Annotated in this window: 22 protein-coding genes; 9 read left to right on the forward strand and 13 right to left on the reverse strand. The window is 51.0% G+C overall.

Annotation, left to right across the window (positions count from 1 at the left end; all coding sequences use genetic code 11):
- Positions 1-38 precede the first annotated feature (38 nt).
- Genes Q0I19_RS00255 through Q0I19_RS00280 form a run of 6 tightly spaced genes read left to right on the forward strand, consistent with a single transcriptional unit; the run spans position 39 to position 4584 of the window.
- Positions 39-308: a formate hydrogenlyase gene (locus Q0I19_RS00255; RefSeq protein ID WP_366012183.1), complete on the forward strand. Its 270-nt coding sequence runs from the start codon at positions 39-41 to the stop codon at positions 306-308.
- A gap of 33 nt (positions 309-341) precedes the next feature.
- On the forward strand, positions 342-1178 hold the full coding sequence (locus tag Q0I19_RS00260; protein ID WP_294760655.1) for a hypothetical protein: 837 nt from the start codon (positions 342-344) through the stop codon (positions 1176-1178).
- 54 nt (positions 1179-1232) lie between these two features.
- Positions 1233-1493, forward strand: coding sequence for a type II toxin-antitoxin system Phd/YefM family antitoxin (locus tag Q0I19_RS00265; protein WP_294722689.1), 261 nt, complete (start codon positions 1233-1235; stop codon positions 1491-1493).
- Entirely contained in the window at positions 1483-1794 is a 312-nt protein-coding gene (locus Q0I19_RS00270; protein WP_294760653.1) for a type II toxin-antitoxin system RelE/ParE family toxin, read from the forward strand. The genes Q0I19_RS00265 and Q0I19_RS00270 overlap by 11 nt, the downstream gene beginning before the upstream one ends.
- Before the next feature lie 58 nt (positions 1795-1852).
- Entirely contained in the window at positions 1853-2251 is a 399-nt protein-coding gene (locus Q0I19_RS00275) for a PrgI family protein (protein ID WP_294760701.1), read from the forward strand.
- Positions 2248-4584 (forward strand): VirB4-like conjugal transfer ATPase, CD1110 family, encoded by a 2337-nt coding sequence (locus Q0I19_RS00280; protein WP_366012110.1) that lies wholly within the window; start codon positions 2248-2250, stop codon positions 4582-4584. The genes Q0I19_RS00275 and Q0I19_RS00280 overlap by 4 nt, the downstream gene beginning before the upstream one ends.
- Before the next feature lie 142 nt (positions 4585-4726).
- On the opposite strand, the gene Q0I19_RS00285 is transcribed toward Q0I19_RS00280, so the two are convergent.
- From Q0I19_RS00285 to Q0I19_RS00300, 4 genes are read right to left on the reverse strand one after another with little or no spacing between them, the layout of a single operon-like run.
- Positions 4727-5935, reverse strand: coding sequence for a hypothetical protein (locus tag Q0I19_RS00285; protein ID WP_296023127.1), 1209 nt, complete (start codon positions 5933-5935; stop codon positions 4727-4729).
- Positions 5936-5976: 41 nt separating this feature from the next.
- Positions 5977-6858, reverse strand: coding sequence for an ABC transporter ATP-binding protein (locus Q0I19_RS00290; RefSeq protein WP_114000671.1), 882 nt, complete (start codon positions 6856-6858; stop codon positions 5977-5979).
- Between the two features lie 12 nt (positions 6859-6870).
- Positions 6871-7602 (reverse strand): hypothetical protein, encoded by a 732-nt coding sequence (locus tag Q0I19_RS00295; protein ID WP_296023129.1) that lies wholly within the window; start codon positions 7600-7602, stop codon positions 6871-6873.
- Positions 7599-8174 carry an RNA polymerase sigma factor gene (locus tag Q0I19_RS00300; RefSeq protein ID WP_294760700.1) on the reverse strand — a complete coding sequence of 192 codons (576 nt, stop codon included), beginning with the start codon at positions 8172-8174 and terminating at the stop codon, positions 7599-7601. Before Q0I19_RS00300 ends, Q0I19_RS00295 begins: the two co-directional genes overlap by 4 nt.
- A 36-nt stretch (positions 8175-8210) precedes the next feature.
- Here Q0I19_RS00300 and Q0I19_RS00305 point away from each other — a divergent pair, with 36 nt between their 5' ends.
- From Q0I19_RS00305 to Q0I19_RS00315, 3 genes are all read left to right on the forward strand, one after another.
- Positions 8211-8522, forward strand: a complete 312-nt coding sequence (locus tag Q0I19_RS00305; RefSeq protein ID WP_294760646.1) for a hypothetical protein — start codon at positions 8211-8213, stop codon at positions 8520-8522.
- Between the two features lie 314 nt (positions 8523-8836).
- Positions 8837-9583 carry a class B sortase gene (srtB, locus tag Q0I19_RS00310; protein WP_294760644.1) on the forward strand — a complete coding sequence of 249 codons (747 nt, stop codon included), beginning with the start codon at positions 8837-8839 and terminating at the stop codon, positions 9581-9583.
- A 4-nt stretch (positions 9584-9587) separates the two neighbouring features.
- Complete coding sequence (locus tag Q0I19_RS00315; protein ID WP_294760643.1) at positions 9588-11276, forward strand: M23 family metallopeptidase; 1689 nt, start codon at positions 9588-9590, stop codon at positions 11274-11276.
- On the opposite strand, the gene Q0I19_RS00320 is transcribed toward Q0I19_RS00315, so the two are convergent.
- From Q0I19_RS00320 to Q0I19_RS00360, 9 genes are all read right to left on the reverse strand, one after another.
- The gene (locus tag Q0I19_RS00320; RefSeq protein WP_294760641.1) at positions 11266-11571 is read right to left on the reverse strand and encodes a hypothetical protein; all 306 of its coding nucleotides are present in this window, start codon (positions 11569-11571) and stop codon (positions 11266-11268) included. The two genes, Q0I19_RS00315 and Q0I19_RS00320, sit on opposite strands and share 11 nt — an antisense overlap.
- Positions 11572-11748: 177 nt before the next feature.
- Positions 11749-12441 carry a hypothetical protein gene (locus Q0I19_RS00325; protein WP_294760639.1) on the reverse strand — a complete coding sequence of 231 codons (693 nt, stop codon included), beginning with the start codon at positions 12439-12441 and terminating at the stop codon, positions 11749-11751.
- A 42-nt stretch (positions 12442-12483) separates the two neighbouring features.
- Positions 12484-12612, reverse strand: coding sequence for a winged helix-turn-helix domain-containing protein (locus tag Q0I19_RS00330; protein WP_294760637.1), 129 nt, complete (start codon positions 12610-12612; stop codon positions 12484-12486).
- A 24-nt stretch (positions 12613-12636) separates the two neighbouring features.
- A complete protein-coding gene (locus Q0I19_RS00335) occupies positions 12637-13281 on the reverse strand; it encodes a DUF5028 domain-containing protein (protein WP_279024482.1) in 645 nt (214 codons plus the stop codon).
- A gap of 14 nt (positions 13282-13295) precedes the next feature.
- Positions 13296-13928 (reverse strand): ATP-binding cassette domain-containing protein, encoded by a 633-nt coding sequence (locus tag Q0I19_RS00340; RefSeq protein WP_177608833.1) that lies wholly within the window; start codon positions 13926-13928, stop codon positions 13296-13298.
- A gap of 14 nt (positions 13929-13942) precedes the next feature.
- Positions 13943-14779, reverse strand: coding sequence for a hypothetical protein (locus Q0I19_RS00345; protein ID WP_294760631.1), 837 nt, complete (start codon positions 14777-14779; stop codon positions 13943-13945).
- Positions 14772-15647, reverse strand: a complete 876-nt coding sequence (locus tag Q0I19_RS00350; protein WP_291215196.1) for a hypothetical protein — start codon at positions 15645-15647, stop codon at positions 14772-14774. The genes Q0I19_RS00345 and Q0I19_RS00350 overlap by 8 nt, the downstream gene beginning before the upstream one ends.
- 17 nt (positions 15648-15664) lie before the next feature.
- Complete coding sequence (locus tag Q0I19_RS00355; RefSeq protein ID WP_294760628.1) at positions 15665-16378, reverse strand: hypothetical protein; 714 nt, start codon at positions 16376-16378, stop codon at positions 15665-15667.
- Positions 16379-16509: 131 nt separating this feature from the next.
- The gene (locus Q0I19_RS00360; RefSeq protein ID WP_294760626.1) at positions 16510-16992 is read right to left on the reverse strand and encodes a hypothetical protein; all 483 of its coding nucleotides are present in this window, start codon (positions 16990-16992) and stop codon (positions 16510-16512) included.
- Positions 16993-17189 lie beyond the last annotated feature (197 nt).

Below are 17189 nucleotides of genomic sequence, written 5' to 3' on the forward strand. Positions count from 1 at the left end.
ACAACAAAAAATCCGTAAAAATTTCTCGCAGCCTGTTCATGCTGTACGCCGTCATGGTGTGCGGCATTGTTTTTGCCCTGCCCGCCTTTGCCGCAGATGACCCGCTGGCGGTCGTGGAGAATCTCTCCACATTCATCTTTTCGCTGATCCGCGCGGTGGGGCTTATCCTGCTGGGGTGGGGCATCGTGCAGGTCGGCCTGTCCTTGCAGAGCCACGACCCCAGCCAGCGCAGCCAAGGTTTCCTGACGCTGGCGGGCGGTCTGGTTATCACGTTCTCCAAAGAAATCCTCGACCTCATCACCGCGTGAGGGCCGCACCAAGAGGAAAGGCGGTGATGCCCTGTGGGTGAGTCATGGATCGTCAGCAACTTAAACGCCGCGCTCTCCACATGGAACGACAAGCTGGCGGAAATCTGGTCACTGCTGACCGAAAGTCCGCAGACATTCAAAGGCGGGCAGGTCTGGGGCGTTATGACCGGCATTCACGGCGCGTTGCAGGCAATCGGTTATGGGCTGCTGGTGCTGTTTTTTGCCGTAGGCGTTATGAAAACCTGCGGCAGCTTTGTCGAGGTCAAAAAGCCGGAACACGCCCTCAAGCTGTTTATCCGTTTTGCACTGGCAAAGGGCGCGGTGACCTACGGGCTGGAATTGATGCTGGCGGTGTTTTCTATCGTGCAGGGCATGGTGTCTACGATTATTACCCAATCGGGCAGCTCCGGGATGAGCAGCGTGACACTACCACAGGAGTTGATCGACGCCATAAACAACGTGGGGTTCTGGGATAGCATCCCGCTGTGGGCGGTCACGCTGATCGGCGGGCTGCTGATTACAGTGCTGTCGTTCACGATGATTCTGACCGTCTACGGCAGAATGTTCAGCCTGTGGATGTATGCAGCCATTGCACCGATTCCGCTGTCCACCTTTGCCGGGGAGCCGACCGGCAGCGTGGGTAAAAACTTCATTCGCAGTTATGCGGGTGTTTGTTTGCAGGGTGTGGTGATTGCACTGTCCTGCATTATTTTCTCCGCCATTTCGTCCAGCCCTCCCGCCGTGGATACCAGCGCATCCGTTGTCACGGCTGTCTGGACCTATGTTGGGGAACTGGCGTTCAACCTGCTGGTGCTGGTCGGAGCAATTAAAGGCTGTGACCGCATCGTTAAGGAAATTATGGGATTGTGAGTTGCAGGTGCGGCTTTTTTGTGGTATAATAAAGCCACGAAAGGAGCTGGGACTATGCCTGAAATTATTCCGATTCGTGATTTAAAGAACACCAACGCAATTTCCCAACGTTGTCATGAAACAGCAGAACCTATCTTTGTAACCAAAAACGGTTATGGCGATATGGTTATCATGAGCATGGAAGCCTATGAGCACCAACAAATCATGAACGAGGTATACGCAAAGCTGGCAACGGCTGAAGCACAGCACGAAGCTGGAATGGGGCGACCTCTTGCTGATATTCTGAAAGAAACGAGCAAGAAGTATGAGTTATAATGTCATTTTGCTGCCAGCAGCAGAGGATGATTACCAAGAAATCCTGCAATACTTCGAGAGACAGTTCGACTCTCAGCAAGCAATTCGCTCGTTTGTAAAAGATTTTGGTGAAGTGCTGCTTCGGTTGGAAGAGACTCCTACAATTTATGGGTACTCCCGCGACGAGGGGCTTCGGCAGAGAGAATACAGGAAGTTCTTAATTGGACGATATGTAGCTCTCTTCAAAATTGATGAATTAAGAAATACCGTGGAAATTTACAGAATCTTCCACGGGACACAAAATTATACGAAATATCTATAATGAAGAACGCCGCTGTGCAGATTGCATAGCGGCGCTTTTCTTTACGGAGGTGTCTGCTATAGAAATCAAAATACCAAAAGAAGTCCGCGACTACCACGAAAACATCTTTTTCGGGCTGAACACCCGGCAGTTTATCTGCTCGATGCTGGCGGTCGGCGTGGCAGTAGGCATCTACTTTGCCTTGCAGCCGTATGTCGGCACCGAAGAAATTGGCTGGATGTGCATTCTGGGTGCCGCACCCTTTGCCGCCTGCGGGTTCTTTACATACCACGGCATGACCGCCGAACAGGTGCTTTGGACGTGGTTCAAATCTGAAATCCTCTGCCCGAAACAACTTGTGTTCAAATCCGACAGCTACTATTACGAAGCCATGCAGCCCGCCATCCGCGCGGGCATGAAACGAAAGAGAGGGTTGCCTATGAAGAAAAATACGCATAAAAGCGAGGAAACCGCTTGATTAAAACCCTGTCAAAAGCGCAGAAGATGGAACGCGAAAAGTTCCGTATTCCGCGCAGTGTACAGGACGCCATTCCCATCCGCCGTATCTTTGCGGATGGGATTTTCCAAGTCGGCAACCAGTATTCCAAAACGTGGTCGTTCACCGACATCAACTACGCCATCGCCGGCAAAGAGGACAAAACCGCTATGTTCCTCGATTACTCGGAGCTGCTGAACGCGCTGGACTCCGGGGCCTCTGCCAAAATCACAATATACAACCGCCGCATCAACAAAGCAGAATTTGAGCGCAGCGTCCTGCTGCCCGACAAGGATGATGGTCTGGACGAATACCGCCACGAGTTCAATCAAATGCTCACCGCCCAAGTCACCGGCACCAGCAACAGCATTGTACGGGAGCGCTATTTGACCGTAAGCGTGGTAAAACGCAATGCAGACGAAGCCCGCAGTTACTTTGCCCGCGTTGGCACGGATCTGGTGACACACCTCGCGCAGCTTTCCTCGGTGGCAACCGAACTGACGCTGACCGAGCGCCTGCATATTTTCCGCGACTTTTTCAAGGCCGGAGAGCAGGCTGCGGCAGAGTTCAACATCCACGAACACGCCAAACGCGGCCAGCATTTCAAGGATTGGTTCTGCCCCGACAGCATGGAATTTGCCGCCGACCATTTCAAGCTGGACGCACGGTATGGCAGGGTGCTGTATTTGCAGGACTATGCCAGCTACATCAAGGACAGCTTTGTGTCGGAACTCTGCGACCTTGACCGCGACTTGATGTTATCCATCGATATCCTGCCTGTGCCAACGGACGAGGCCGCCCGCCAGCTGCAAAGTACACTGCTGGGCGTGGAGACGAATGTCGCCAACTGGCAGCGCCGCCAGAACGCCAACAACAATTTTACCGCGACCATTCCCTACGATATGGAGTTGCAGCGCAAGGAAACCAAGGAGATGCTCGACGATCTGACGACCCGCGACCAGCGCATGATGTTCGGGCTGGTGACGCTGGTGCATCTGGCTGACAGCAAAGAGCAGCTCGACAGCGACACAGAAACGCTCTACTCTACGGCGCGTAAGCACCTGTGCCAGCTTTCCACGCTGCGCTGGCAGCAGAAAGACGGGCTGGACACGGTGCTGCCCTATGGGCTGCGGAAAATCCAAGCCCTGCGAACCCTTACCACCGAAAGCACCGCCGTGCTGATTCCGTTCCGCGCACAGGAAATCATGCAGCCGAACGGTCTGTATTACGGGCAGAACGCCGTCAGTAAAAATATGATCGTGGCGGATCGCCGCTTGCTGCTCAACGGCAACAGCTTCCGTTTGGGCGTGTCCGGCTCCGGCAAGAGCATGAGCGCCAAGGAAGAAATTGTGCAGATCGCGCTTTCCACCGAGGATGACATCCTCATCCTTGACCCGGAGTCGGAGTTCGGCTATCTGACCGAAGCCCTCGGCGGCGAGGTCATTCGTATCTCGGCCACGTCCGACACCCACATCAACGCGCTGGACATGGATCGCGCCTACGGCGATGAGCGCAACCCCATCGTCAGCAAGTCGGAGTTTGTGCTGTCGCTGTTCGAGCAGCTCATCGGTGATGGCATGGTGACGGCGAAAGAAAAGTCCATCCTCGGCCGCTGCACCGAGCAGGTGTACCTGCCCTACATTCGCAACGGCTATAAAGGCACACCGCCTACGCTGCAGGACTTTTACCGTCTGCTCCAAATGCAGCCGGAACCCGAAGCACAGGGGCTGGCGCTTTCGTCCGAGTTGTTCATTACCGGCACACTGAACACCTTTGCCCGGCACACCAATGTGGACACGCAGGCGCGTATCATCGCTTACGACATCCGCGAACTGGGCGAGCAGCTTATGCCGCTGGGAATGCTGGTGACGCTGGATGCGATTTATAACCGCGTCATTCAGAACTGGAAAAAGGGGCGCAGAACGTGGATTTTCTGCGATGAGTTTTACATTTTGTTCCGCTATGAGTACAGCGCCAATTTCTTCTACAAGCTGTGGAAACGCATCCGCAAGTACAACGGACTTGTGACCGGGCTGACGCAGAATGTGGACGAACTGCTGCGCTCCGACACCGCCCGCCTGATGCTGGCGAACTCGGAGTTTCTGGTAATGCTGAACCAAAGCGCCACCGACCGCGCGGAATTGGCGAAGCTGCTGAACATCTCCGACAACCAGCTGGGCTATGTCACCAATGTTCCCGCAGGTTGCGGGTTGATTCGCTGCGCGGGCAACATCGTACCTTTCACAAATTCCTTCCCGAAGGATACAAAGCTCTATAAATTGATGTCGACCAACCCGTCCGAGAGGAAGGAGTAAAGCAATGACATATAAAAATAAAGGACCGCCGAAGCGGTCCCTCAGGGGTGCTGCAAACTGGAATTTATATATGTTTTTGCAAATACACCATCCGATGCAGTTTTCTATGCATCCGATGAACTTTTTTCAGTAGCGTTTCCTTTTAAGCCACCTTGGTCTTTCGCAGATACCCCCATGCTGCCAATCCAACGAGCAGAACGATCTTGATCGGTGCCGATGCCAGCAGTACATCGGCCTGAAAGAAGGCATGCCCGCCTGCATAGAGAAAATCAAAGCCAATCATTTTATACAGTAATGCGTTGGAAAGTCCAATGCCCCCTGCCGGAAGCAGGGTGGACAGCCATTCTCCGAAGGAGCCCGGCACGACCATATAAACAATCAGCGGTGCCACCACACTGATCAGCGCCACAGACAAAGCGGTCAGGTTGTTCTTGGCCCATACGGATGCCGTCAGCACAAAGGCCACCTCCGCAAAGAAGATCAGGAAGTTTGCCACCAGCATGACCCACTCCATCTGGCCAACGGTATACGGCAGCAGGCTGGTCACAGAAAACAGCCATTGCACGGAAGTTTGGGTACTTTCCCAGCCAAATAGAGCATTCGTGACCATGATCCACACCACGCCGCAGAGCAGATACGCCGCCCCTGTGATACTAAACGCCGCCGCTAGCTTTGCCGCTGCTAGCCGCAGACCGCCGTTTTTTGTGCACAATTGGATGTCCTGCGCCCCGGTCTGTGCATCCGATGCAAACACCGGGGCCGCAATCACCGCGCACAGCAGGGTGAGCAGCAAGCTCAACAGGGTCTGGTAATCCATTGCGTCTGAACTGACCCCAAATGAATAGGTGAACGGTTTTTGTACAGCATCGAACTTTTTCTGTGCAATGGCCTGCGCCTGCTCATAGCCGGGCTTTCCGCTTTGTTCCAGCCAGATCACCGATTCCAGCCGTTTGGGGAGCTGGCTGTAAAAGTTCTGCATATCCTCTGCGGTCAGCCCCATCACGCCCGGTGCCATGCCAGTTTTCGGGTCGGCAAAGGCTTCCTTTGCGTTGTTCACAAGAGGCTGATGCCGGGCAAGTTCTTTATAAAACACCTCGACCGGGATATCGTTGATGGAGCTTGCATCATACTGCCGGTACACCCGCTGATAGGCTTCCAGTGCTTCCTGCATGACATCCGGCGTGATGGTACCGGATACCTGCTGCTCCTGCCGTTTCCTGATTGCTTTCAGACCCGTGTAACTCACTTCGTTTCCGCTGGCATCCAGTTCCGTCCAGCCGATAAAGGTCACCGGCAGATATGCCATGACCACAGCCAGCACCAGCGCAATGGCCAGCAGAATAGCTGTCATACGAGTTTTGCACACACGTTTCAATTCCAAACGATACAGGTTCATTTTGCTTCCTCCATTTCCTCCGGGAACAGCCACAGATACAGATCTTCCAGCCGGGGCTGTGCCGGGACGCTGTCCGGCAGCTGCGGTGCATCCGCCAGATACCGCAATGTTACCGTTCCGTCCGGCTCGTTGCGCAGGTTCACTACCCGCAGCCGGTATTCCCACCGGGCAAGCTGTTCCATCGGGATGTTCCCCTGCCAGACCTTGGCTTCGATCTGCTTTACCAGCCCTTCGGTGGTGTCCTGTGCAATGATTTTGCCAGCCTTCATCACGGCATTTTCAGCTGCAATGTATTCCACATCCGAAACGATATGCGTTGAAATAAGAACGATCCGCTCCTGCGCAAACTCCGACAGCAGATTGCGGAAGCGCACCCGTTCTCCAGGGTCCAGCCCTGCCGTAGGTTCATCTAAAATCAAAATTTCCGGGTCGTTGAGCAGTGCCTGTGCGATACCAACCCGGCGCTTCATACCGCCGGAAAGCTTCACAATCTTTTTGCGGCGCACCTCAGTCAGGCTTACCCGCTCCAGCAGTGCGTCGATCTGCCGGGCAGCCTCTGTACGCGGCAGACCCTTGAGTGCCGCCATATATTCCAGATAGTCCTGCACCGTGAATTCCGGGTAAAACCCGAATTCCTGCGGCAGATACCCCAGCTTTTCCCGGTAGGCCGCACCAAGCGTCCCAATCTCCACCCCATCGCACAAAATCCGGCCACTGCTGGGCCGCAGAATGCCCGCCAGCATCCGCATTAAGGTTGTTTTGCCTGCACCGTTCGCCCCCAGCAGTCCCCACACACCCGGCGTGAGAGTGATGGACACATCATCCACCGCCGTTTTATCCCGGTATCGCTTTGTAATATTCTGAATTTTCAGTTCCATGACTTGTTCCTTTCAATCTTCTGCAATATATTCTGACCGGGCGGCAAGCCGGATGCACTGCAACACCATACAGAGCACCAGCACGCCCGCCGCCAGTGGCAGACCTTTCGGCAGTTCCGATAATTGCACGAACCGCAGCAAACACAGCTGCCCTGCAAACAGTGGTACAGCCCCGGTCATCATCCGTTCCGGGCGCACCCAGCGCAGCAGCAGAAGCAGCTCATTGTTTGCGGTCAGAAATGGCACGGTCAGCACCGCCAGCAGTTGCCCGATGCTCCATGGCACGGCTGCCCGCACATTGAGTACCAGCACTCCCAGCAGGATTGTTTCCCCCGCCAGCAGCAGCAAAAACCGCATCACCAGCGGACGACCGACTCCTGCATATGTGGCATGTTCCAGTTCAAGCATCTTATATTGACTTGCCCGGTATAAAAACGGCAGACCGAGCAGGGCTGTCAGCATGGCAAGTGTGCTCAGACCAAACAGTGCATTGCGTAATGTCCATGCCTTCTCCCACAGGGCAAGTTCCCGACCCACACTGTACAACGCCAGTGCCGCCATTGCTTCCAGCGCCCAGACCTTCCAGCCCAGCAATTTGAACTGGCAGTGCAGCAAATCACGCCAATCACTCCGTTGTTTTACGACATGTTCCGCCCGGCAGCGGCGCAGCAGCGTTTTCGGTGCGGCTGTGTCAAGCTCTGTCGCCAGTGCTCTGGACAGTTCTTTTTCAAAGGCTCGATTCATCTCCAGTCCTCCTTTTCCAATTGCATTTTCAAGGTTTTCAATGCGGCACGCAGGCGGGACTGCACTGTGCGCAGGGGCAGACCTGTAATCTGCGCGATCTCCCGCAATTTAAGCTGTTGTGCGAACCGCAGCAATACCAGTTCCCGCTGTTCCGGCTCCAGCTGGGCCGTCAGCGCTCGCAGGTTTGCTTTCTCCTCTGCCGCAGCAAAGCCGCTTTCCTGATAGGCGGGTTCGTCCGGCAAGCTTTCCAGCGATACCTCCGTCCGCTTCATCGTACGGTTCAGATCGATGCAAATGTTTTTTGCGATTTTGTACAGAAAGGGACGGAATGCCCCCTGAAATCCACCACAGGAATCCAGCCAGCGCACCGCTTTCAAAAAGGTTTCCTGTGCTGCATCCTGCGCCTGCTGCTCGTCCGCTGTATGCCAACGGCAATAGTTCAGAATTTGTGGATAGTACGCTGTAATCAGAGTGTCCAGCGCACCCGTATCTCCGCTCTGTGCTTTCCGCAGCAATAATTCTGTCTGGATACGGTTCACCCCCTTCCTGTCTATTAAAACGTTCAACATCATCAAAATGATTTCTGTTTTTTCAAAAATTTCAAATAATTGCCTTTATTATGTTCTTACCAGTTCTTGCAGTCGGATGGCGACCTCGAGTCGGTGCAGGGTAACATCGGCCATGCGACTGCCGCCGTTTTAATGGATACCTACGTCCACACACAGGACAAGCCCCGGCTGGAGCTGACCGAGAAGATCGAGGCAAACTTCTATTCCCAAAATATGTCCCCGGCAGCACCCCAACCCCGGCAAAACGAAAAGCCGGTGGCAACAAAAATCTCCGGCAAGGAGATTCTTGAAGCCATCCGGCTGATGGACGCAGACGAACGCAGAGAGTTGACGAGAGCCTTGTTCGCCTAACTTTTCTTCCTTTTATGCAAAGGAAAGCAGGCAGTGCGCATCTTGCGCAAAAAGACTTGATATTCGGGAAATGTGCAACTGGTGTGCAGAAAGTGTGCAGTCGCTTTCCTGCATAAAGAAAGAATGCAGAATTTTACGATTTTACGTTCAGAATTTGGTGCCGTAAAGCAATCCGAATCCGAACCATTTCTCTTTGATGCGACTTCTGCCGCTTCCTCAAATGTGATGGCCTGTGTATCGTTGATGATTACACCTATCTGTATTATACATCGTCTGTTTTTCCTTTGCAAACCGATTCCGAGAAAGGACACCCTATGTTGAAATTCTACCGCTTCCTGCTTTTACCCCTTACCGCTGTTTTTCTTGCAAGTACCGCTGGCATTGCCTGCTATGCCGCCGACTCCTGTACGCAAGCGCGAATGTATCGGCAGCTTGCCGCGCAGACAGAAAATTTCCCCGATGACACCGTGTCAACGGGGAATGATTTTTTGCCGCAGTATCAGGCGATGTACGCGCAAAACAGCGACCTCGCCGGGTGGATACAGATTGACGGCACCAGCATCAACTACCCGGTCATGCAGTCAAAGCAGAATCCCGACTTTTACCTAAAACACAACTTTGAAAAGGCCGACTCCCCGCACGGCTGCCCGTATGTGCAGGCAAACTGCGACCTGCAAGCGCCATCTGACAACATCCTTGTGTACGGACACAACATGAAGGACGGCACCATGTTCTCGGATTTACTGCAATACAAGCGCGAATCCTTTTGGGAGCAGCACAGGATCATCCGCTTTGATACCCTGACGGCGCAGGCAGAATATACCGTGATGGCGGTATTTCGGGGCGAAGCGGAGGACCTGTTTGCCTATTATCGATGTACCGATGCCGAAACACCGCAGGAATTTGCCGCCTATGTGGACGCCTGTAAGGGCACCGCATTGTACGAAACCGGCGTGACGGCTGCTTATGGGGACAAGCTGATCACGTTTTCCACCTGCGATGATTCCGGCAAAAACAGCAGGGTGGTCGTTGTGGCAAAGCGTATAACCAAACCGAGGTGAGAGTATGAGAACGCCAAAAGAAAACAAACAAAAGCTCCGTGACCGTACCCCCAAAAGTACGGCGGGGACGATACCCAAAGCCACGCTAAAAGCGGTGTGGCTAAAAACAAAGGAACAGTCCCGCACCGCCGCACGGGAAACCGACACCGACACCCGACAGCAGGAACCGACAAACCTTGCGGGTTCGGCTGCGGAACAGTCGGCAGCTTTTGTGCGGCGTCAGGGGCAGAAATTGGCAGAAACCCAAGCCCGCCAGCACTGCCAAAAGGAATCTGCTGCCCGCGTCCACGCCGCCGGTGAGCGCGGTGTCAGTCCGAAACAGGTCAGGTACGGCACGCTGCCCGATGCAGACCAACGCCCGCGCCGTGGGGCAGATTTGCCCCGACAGTGGGCAAAAGAAAAAGCCGTCACCGCCAAGACTGCGCCGCGTGATATTCGCGGCGTGACCCAGGGTCAGCGCCAACTGCGCACCGCCGCAAATCAAACTGTGCGCAGTGTGACGACCCAAGCGCAGATGCAGACCCACACTCGCCAAATACAGCTTGCCATCCAGAAAGCCGTCGCAAACACCCGCAAGACGGTTGCTGCAGTGCGCTCGGCAATTCGGAATTTTCTTGCCGATTTGCACAGCCTAGTTGTAGCTATCGCCACAGGCATCAGCGTGGCACTTGGCATTGTTATCGTCATCAGCCTTGTAGCGTTTGTTTCCGGCTCGGCCTACGGCATCTTTTTTGCCGCCAATGCCCCCAACGCAGCGTCCGTCACCGTGCGCGAAGCCGTAGAAACCCTGACGGCAGAATACCGCGACAGGCTGGAAGAAATCTCCGAGACAGTACAGCACGACCGCCAAGACATTACAGCCAACGATGATGTGTACTACATTCGCTGGCAGGATGTCTTGGCGGTCTTTTCTTCGTATGTGGCGGGCAGCGAACAAGGCGCACCCGTTGCGGCGCTGACGGAAAATCAAGTGGACAAGCTGCGGGAAATTATGTGGGCGATGAACGCGGTGGACTACTCCACTCGTGCGGAAACCGCCGTTATAGAAACGACGGACAAAAACGGAAAAGCAACCACAACAGAGATAACCGAAACCGTCCTTGTAATCGAACTGACCCACAAAACACCCAACGAGATGGCATTGGATTATCACTTTACCGTCCGCCAGAACACCTACCTGCAACTCCTGCAAGACCCGCAATATGAGGAACTGTGGGCAGAATTGCTCGGCGGCTTTGCACAGGGCGGTGGAGAACTTATGAACCCGGACAGCACCCGCATCCCGACAGGCACCCTGCAATGGCCGCTCCCCGTTGCGGGTACGATTACCTCGCAGTTTGGTCACCGCGTGGACCCCATCACCGGCGAGGTAAACTCCCACACCGGCACAGACATTGCCTGTGCCGAGGGTACGCCGATTCTTGCTGCGGCAGACGGCATCGCCACTGTTGCCAACGGCCTTGACAGTTGGGGCGGCAGCTACGGCTACTACATCCAAATCGACCACGGCGGCGGGCTGGAAACACTGTACGCCCACTGCTCGTCCATCTGCGTTGCCACCGGCCAGCAGGTGCAGGCCGGGCAAGTTATCGGCTATGTCGGACACACTGGGCGGGTTACGGGCAACCACCTACATCTGGAAGTAAGAATCGACAGCAACCGTGTGGATGCAATGCAATATTTTACACTATAAAATTCAAGAGAGTCTTTGACAGATCGCTTTTTTGGTATGAAGCAATTAATACTTGTATTACAGTTATTCCATTTAGGATTATAGCTATTAACTCTGCTAATATATTGTCTCTGCTCAGTGTAACCCATGAAACCGCTGCATAAATTACCGCCAACGCAATGGAAAGCTTTTGACTCCCCTTTTTCCCTTTACGAAATGGCGCAATATCAACTCTTGAGCAATCATACCCTAGTAAACTCAGTAGCTTTAATATAAATCTCTTTAAATTCAGTTTTTCTTTTTTTCTTTCTCCCATATCCTAATACCTTAACTTATTCTTGTATTTTAAACTTATACCACAAATATACGGCATTGCTATATTCCACATTATCAAGAAAAGCAGAAAGATACCACACAATCCTAGTGGTATCTTTCTGCTTAACATCACCTCGGTAGGATTTACAGTACCCACTGTCTTAGGTCAACCGTCACATCAAGTGTAACTATATAGTTTTTTATTATAGTACCGCATTTTAACTCGAAACAGAGAATTGCACAGGCGATGGCTCTCGGCTTGTTGACGATAAATACCATATTTTTTTATGGAGATTTTATTTTTTATTTTCAGCAATGGAATCGTTAGACAGCAAGTAGCAAAAACGATTCGCACATCAAACGAAGCTAAAATCGCAATAACACCGGTTAAACTCACAACTGCCTTGGTCACACCACAAATCATATCGATGTATAAGGCGCATCGATTCGGCGTTTCTGTCACCGCCATATGGATACGGTCATAAATTTCTTTCTTTTCAAACGCTTCTGCGTGTATAACTTGATATTTTGCAAGAGTCTTTTGCGTGATATGAAGCGCCAATACATCACTAAAGTTTGCTCGGAGCGTTTGAAGTGCCATAGAAGTTAGATTGCCAAACAAAGTCACTCCTAGTAACAACAAAAGCCAAATAACTACGGAAGCAAATTTTCCCCCTGCAGATACGGAACGAACAATAGCATCTAAAAAATGCTGTGTGCATAACAACCCAATTGGCGTCAGAAAGCCTGTTAGACTACTGGCGAGAATCAGCAAAATGATGGCTTGTGGGGACGCTCCCCAAAGCAGAATCAGAACGGTTCTGAAAGAAACGATTTGCCGCTGCATTTTGGTAAACAGCTTTTTCAACATACTCTATAGACCACCGGGAACAAACGCCCTTTACAAACACTTCTAAGGTGTGCGCAACATATAGCCAACTGTCGGAACCGTTCGAATGATCTTCTCAAGATGAAGCTTTCTTCGCAACGAACAGATGAGGATATCTACCGTTCGCGTACGAATCACATCACAGAAAAACATAGCGTTCGGTATCCGATGATGCAATCATTTGATTTTTATTAGCAGACGAGCAGGGAATTCGGAAACGCAGAGTGAAAAAACATCTTCCGTAAGCATCTTCTCGACTTTTCTTACTCTTTTTTGGACAGCACCAGTGCTCGGCGTAAAAAAGAAATGAAGGGTTTTGTTGGCTCCGGGCTTCAGCTTAAGGCTGCCGACATCTGCAAGTTCGGGATATACCAGAGCTTGAATTGTGCTGTTATAGAAAAGCGTCAGGGATTTGTCTACCAAAAGATATCGTCCAAAGAAAATATACCCAGTCGTATTATCTGTGTTAGAAATATTGAGTTCTATGTCATATACATAATTAGATTCCACGTTCCCATATTCATCCAGTCTGGAATATTCATGATAATCCAAGTTGTACTGTTCAAACAACTGCTGATAAGTCAGCAATTTTGCATCATTGACTTGCACACTATAACCGTCAGGGTTCTCATCCGGAGAAATAAAATAGTTGTTGCCAACTGGAACAAAATCACCCGCCTGATAAATTTTGTCAGGGATTTGATACGGAAGATGATTGGTATGGTAAAAAGCCGCCATCCAGGAGGCCAAACCGACGAGACACGCAAGAATTGACAACACAGCGATGGTGCTTTTCCGTTTTAAGCGAATCTTTTTTCCCATAGCAAAGTACCTCTTTACAGTGACAGTGTGCCAGCCCGCATCGTATAGATTTTGCTGCAGCAATGGTGCAAAAAGTTCATGTCGTGACTTGCCATGACAATAGTCGCGCCACGCGAAGTTTCATCTTGAATCACATTTTCCAGCATGGTAATGCCGCTCTCATCAAGAGCATTGGTTGGCTCATCTAAAAGAATAATATCGGGTTGTTCGAAAACAGCCGCTGCGATGCCAAGCCGCTGCTTCATCCCAAGTGAATATTTTTTATATTTTGTGTCATGGAGGCCAACACGCTGCAATACGCTTTCGATTTGAGCAGTGGGCATCATTTGATGAAGAGACGAGAGCATCTGTAAGTTTTCAGCGCCCGTGTATTGTGGTAAAAACGTAGGATTTTCAATGAGAAAGCCGATGCTGGGAGGAAACTCCAAGTCGGAACCTAACATTTTGCCGTCAATTAGGACATGGCCCTTTGTAGGATATATGAGACCGGAAATTAGCCGCAGCAGCATTGTTTTACCGGAGCCGTTAACCCCCTGCAAACCGATCATTTCTCCCGGTTTAACCGTTAATTGAATCTGATCAAGTACAACGCTGTTCCCTATAGTTTTAGATGCACCGTCAATTTCGATTCTTGGCAATAAATCCATAAGGTACGACCCCCTCAGTAAAGATCAAAGTTTCGGAAGCGATGTCGCCCAATGAACATACAAAGGAGGGACAAAGCAAGCGCGTATACGATTCCGGAGGGAAAGGAAAACCCATCCACCAGTATTTCATTGCTGCGAATGCAGAATGCATAGTTGAGGATCAATACAGGGACGCAAAAGTATGCCGATGCCAACATAAGAATTGCTGATATCAAAAAACAGATAATGGGGCGAAACCAAAGCGTTAGCAGCATTTGCAATATGCCGAAAGAAGATGTGATCAATGGAGGCATGAGCAGGAGTACATGGCATACATTCCACTGGTCTGGCGGTACGGTTTCCCTTAACAAAAAAATATCGCTCATATAAGGGGAAACAGAAAGGGTAAATTGACCGCCGTACAGCAGGCAGTTGATGATGAGGAGGATCCAGCACAGGAAAAAGTAAAGGAAGGTTGCAACGATAATCCAGGCGCATTTGGCCGTCCACCACTTTGTGCGGCTGCCGGAATATACGATGACCATTTTCCCAAATGTATCTCTATCATACACAGGATAATAAAGCGTAAGAAACAGGCAAATTCCAAAGACCAGAAACCAAGAAACAGGAAACAGGAATGGTTCGTCTGGATTCGGAATATAGGGTTTCATGCCGCCAAAAAGATACATGGCAAAATCCCCCAGTGTTGGCTGTGCGCCTGCGTACTGATGATTGAGGGAAGCTGTTTCTCTCAGGCGAAGCATGAATTCAAAACAGACAAGCGACACAAGAAGCGGCAAAACCAGAAATTTCTTTGCGATAAAACGGATGCCGTTTCTTAAATCGAAACGGAAGGGATTGCTTCTATTCATGCCATACTCCCCTTTTGAAAATGATTGCGATTGCTGAACAAAACAGCATGACAGCTTCTATAAGAATTATAGCTGCGTTTGGATCATAGCGGAGAGTTGCCGGATGAAGATATGCGATTGGCGAAATTTCGTATGACCATTTCGCCCCTGGAATTGCACGGGCTAATAGGCCGGAAAGATAGTCGATTCCCCAAAAAAGCAGTAACGGGAAAGCGGCTGCGGCAAATTGATTTGTGATATAGAAAGAAAACGCATAGCCGATCAAAGCAATCAACCCAGCAAACAAACCATCCAGCAGAATGTACAGGGTAACATAAAGCGCCGGATGGGTATAGAACAGATCCGCCCACATAGCGCCAAAATATACATGGTTATAGATTTCGTAGTTGATTTGAGGGACCGTGCTTGGAATAAAAGCAGCCGTGACAGCAAAATTTAAGATGAGTGGAATCACAATCGTGATAAACGCTGCGGAAAAACATACGATCCCTTTGGAAAGATAGTAAGGCTGACGGCCGACACGCACAACCATCTGGTTGGCATAGGATGATTTTTTCTCCTGGAGACAAGATAACGAGTGGGGAAGAATTGCAAATAGCGGAAGCAGCGTGTAGAAGGCAGAGTAAGCAAGCGTTTCCGACTCGCCGCCAATCCAATAATTATAGGAAGTCCAAACAGGGAACAATTCATTAGAGACCATATGTCCGTTTTCAAAACAATATTGATCCAGAGCATCATGTATATTCAAATATCCCTGGCAGCAATAGGATGCGCTGCTCAATGCGAGAAGAACGCAGGTTGCCATTGAAATGATAAAGTTATGAGAGTGAAAGCATTTGCGGAACTCCATGCGGATACAGTTATACATCTGCGCCACCACCATTTTCATGAGAAATAAGAAAAGCCAACACCGGACGCATTGTCATAACCGACTTGGAGGTATACAGACTGTTCCTCCCACGCGGATGGCTCAATAAAAATTCCAATCTGAAAATTTAACGTATCACCAGGGGCCAAATTGAACTTGTTATAGTCGGAAGCGCTATTTGTGCTGTCAGGGTGTTCACTGAAATAGAGCATTTGTGAATCACCCTCATTTCGCGGAATGAGGTCAAGCATAAATTGGTATTCTTCACCCGCACGGGGTTCCATTTCGGATTCTGAAGTGTTTGTCACGTTCATATCGAGCAGAATAAACTTCCACGTCTGATAGGTGTCATAGGAAGTGTTTGGTACACACTCGGACAAAGAAATGGGAGAGTCCTCTATCGTGTCGTATACATCCACCCGGTTCAGCGTATAGTCACGGGAACCTTCCCCCATCGTTTCTGTGTCATGAATGGTTTCCCCAACACCGCGCAGGCCGACGGCCAAGGCTTCCGGTGCGGCCGTCGGGACACCACCATTTTCGGCTTCCGTATGGCCGTCAACGGTTGGCGATTCCGTTTGTGTATCATCTGCGAGCGCACCTGTCTGAATATCTCGGATCGTTTGCTGTGCGCTTCGATCCAGCTGAGGGTAAACCCAAACAAAAAGTATCGCTGCTGCGATTATGAGGATGACGATACCATAGACAACCCACTTTGTGCTTTTTCTCATGCTGCAATTCCTCCAACTTATGAAGTCGGCAGGAATTTGCATATGCAGCAAATCCCTGCCGACCCACCTGATGGTTTTGTCGAAGAGTATCATTTATGTATGGCTTCTCGGCAGGGGACATAGAAAAGTGATTAGTTATTAAATTCGATGCAACCACTTTCCCAAACACTGTCAGGGCTCCACTTGCCGTTGGCCCTGCCAGAACTCCCATCCGCACTACGCGCCATGATACGGGCCCAGGCATTAGAGCCGAACCGTTCATACACATCCTGACGGACATAACCCTTCTGCCCAAAGGTTACCGCCGCAACGCGCCGAGATGTTGAGGTACCATAAATCGCGCTGGTACAGTCATACCAAGGACCAGCGCTGCGGGATGCGCCGTCAATACGGACAACAATCCGATTGGGGCTGGTCGGGATATTGTAGTTGACATAGGCACTGGTCGAATTGTCCTTTTTGCGAACGCTGACCTCATTGGCGCCCCATGTATAGTTGCTTGCAATAGGAATCATAAAGTTCGAATCCTCATTACTAGCAAACGCAGGAACCGCCATGCAGACGGCCAACGCAAGCGCCAGCATCAGGGTGAAAAAACACTTTTTGGTTTTCATGGAAATCCTCCTTAACTGTAGTGGTTTGTGGTATCCGAGTTGTATTGGGTTGGCTGCGGGGCGGATATGTTCAGCATCTGCGCGCCGATGCTGGGAACCTTTGCTGTGCCCCCAAAATACCACAGCGTTCCCCCGAAATCTACAAAACCTGCGCAAGTGACAGAAAATCGTGCGTGAACGCAAAAGCGTGTCTGCCC

It is taken from the genome of uncultured Gemmiger sp., assembly GCF_934561205.1.
Taxonomy (GTDB): domain Bacteria; phylum Bacillota; class Clostridia; order Oscillospirales; family Ruminococcaceae; genus Gemmiger.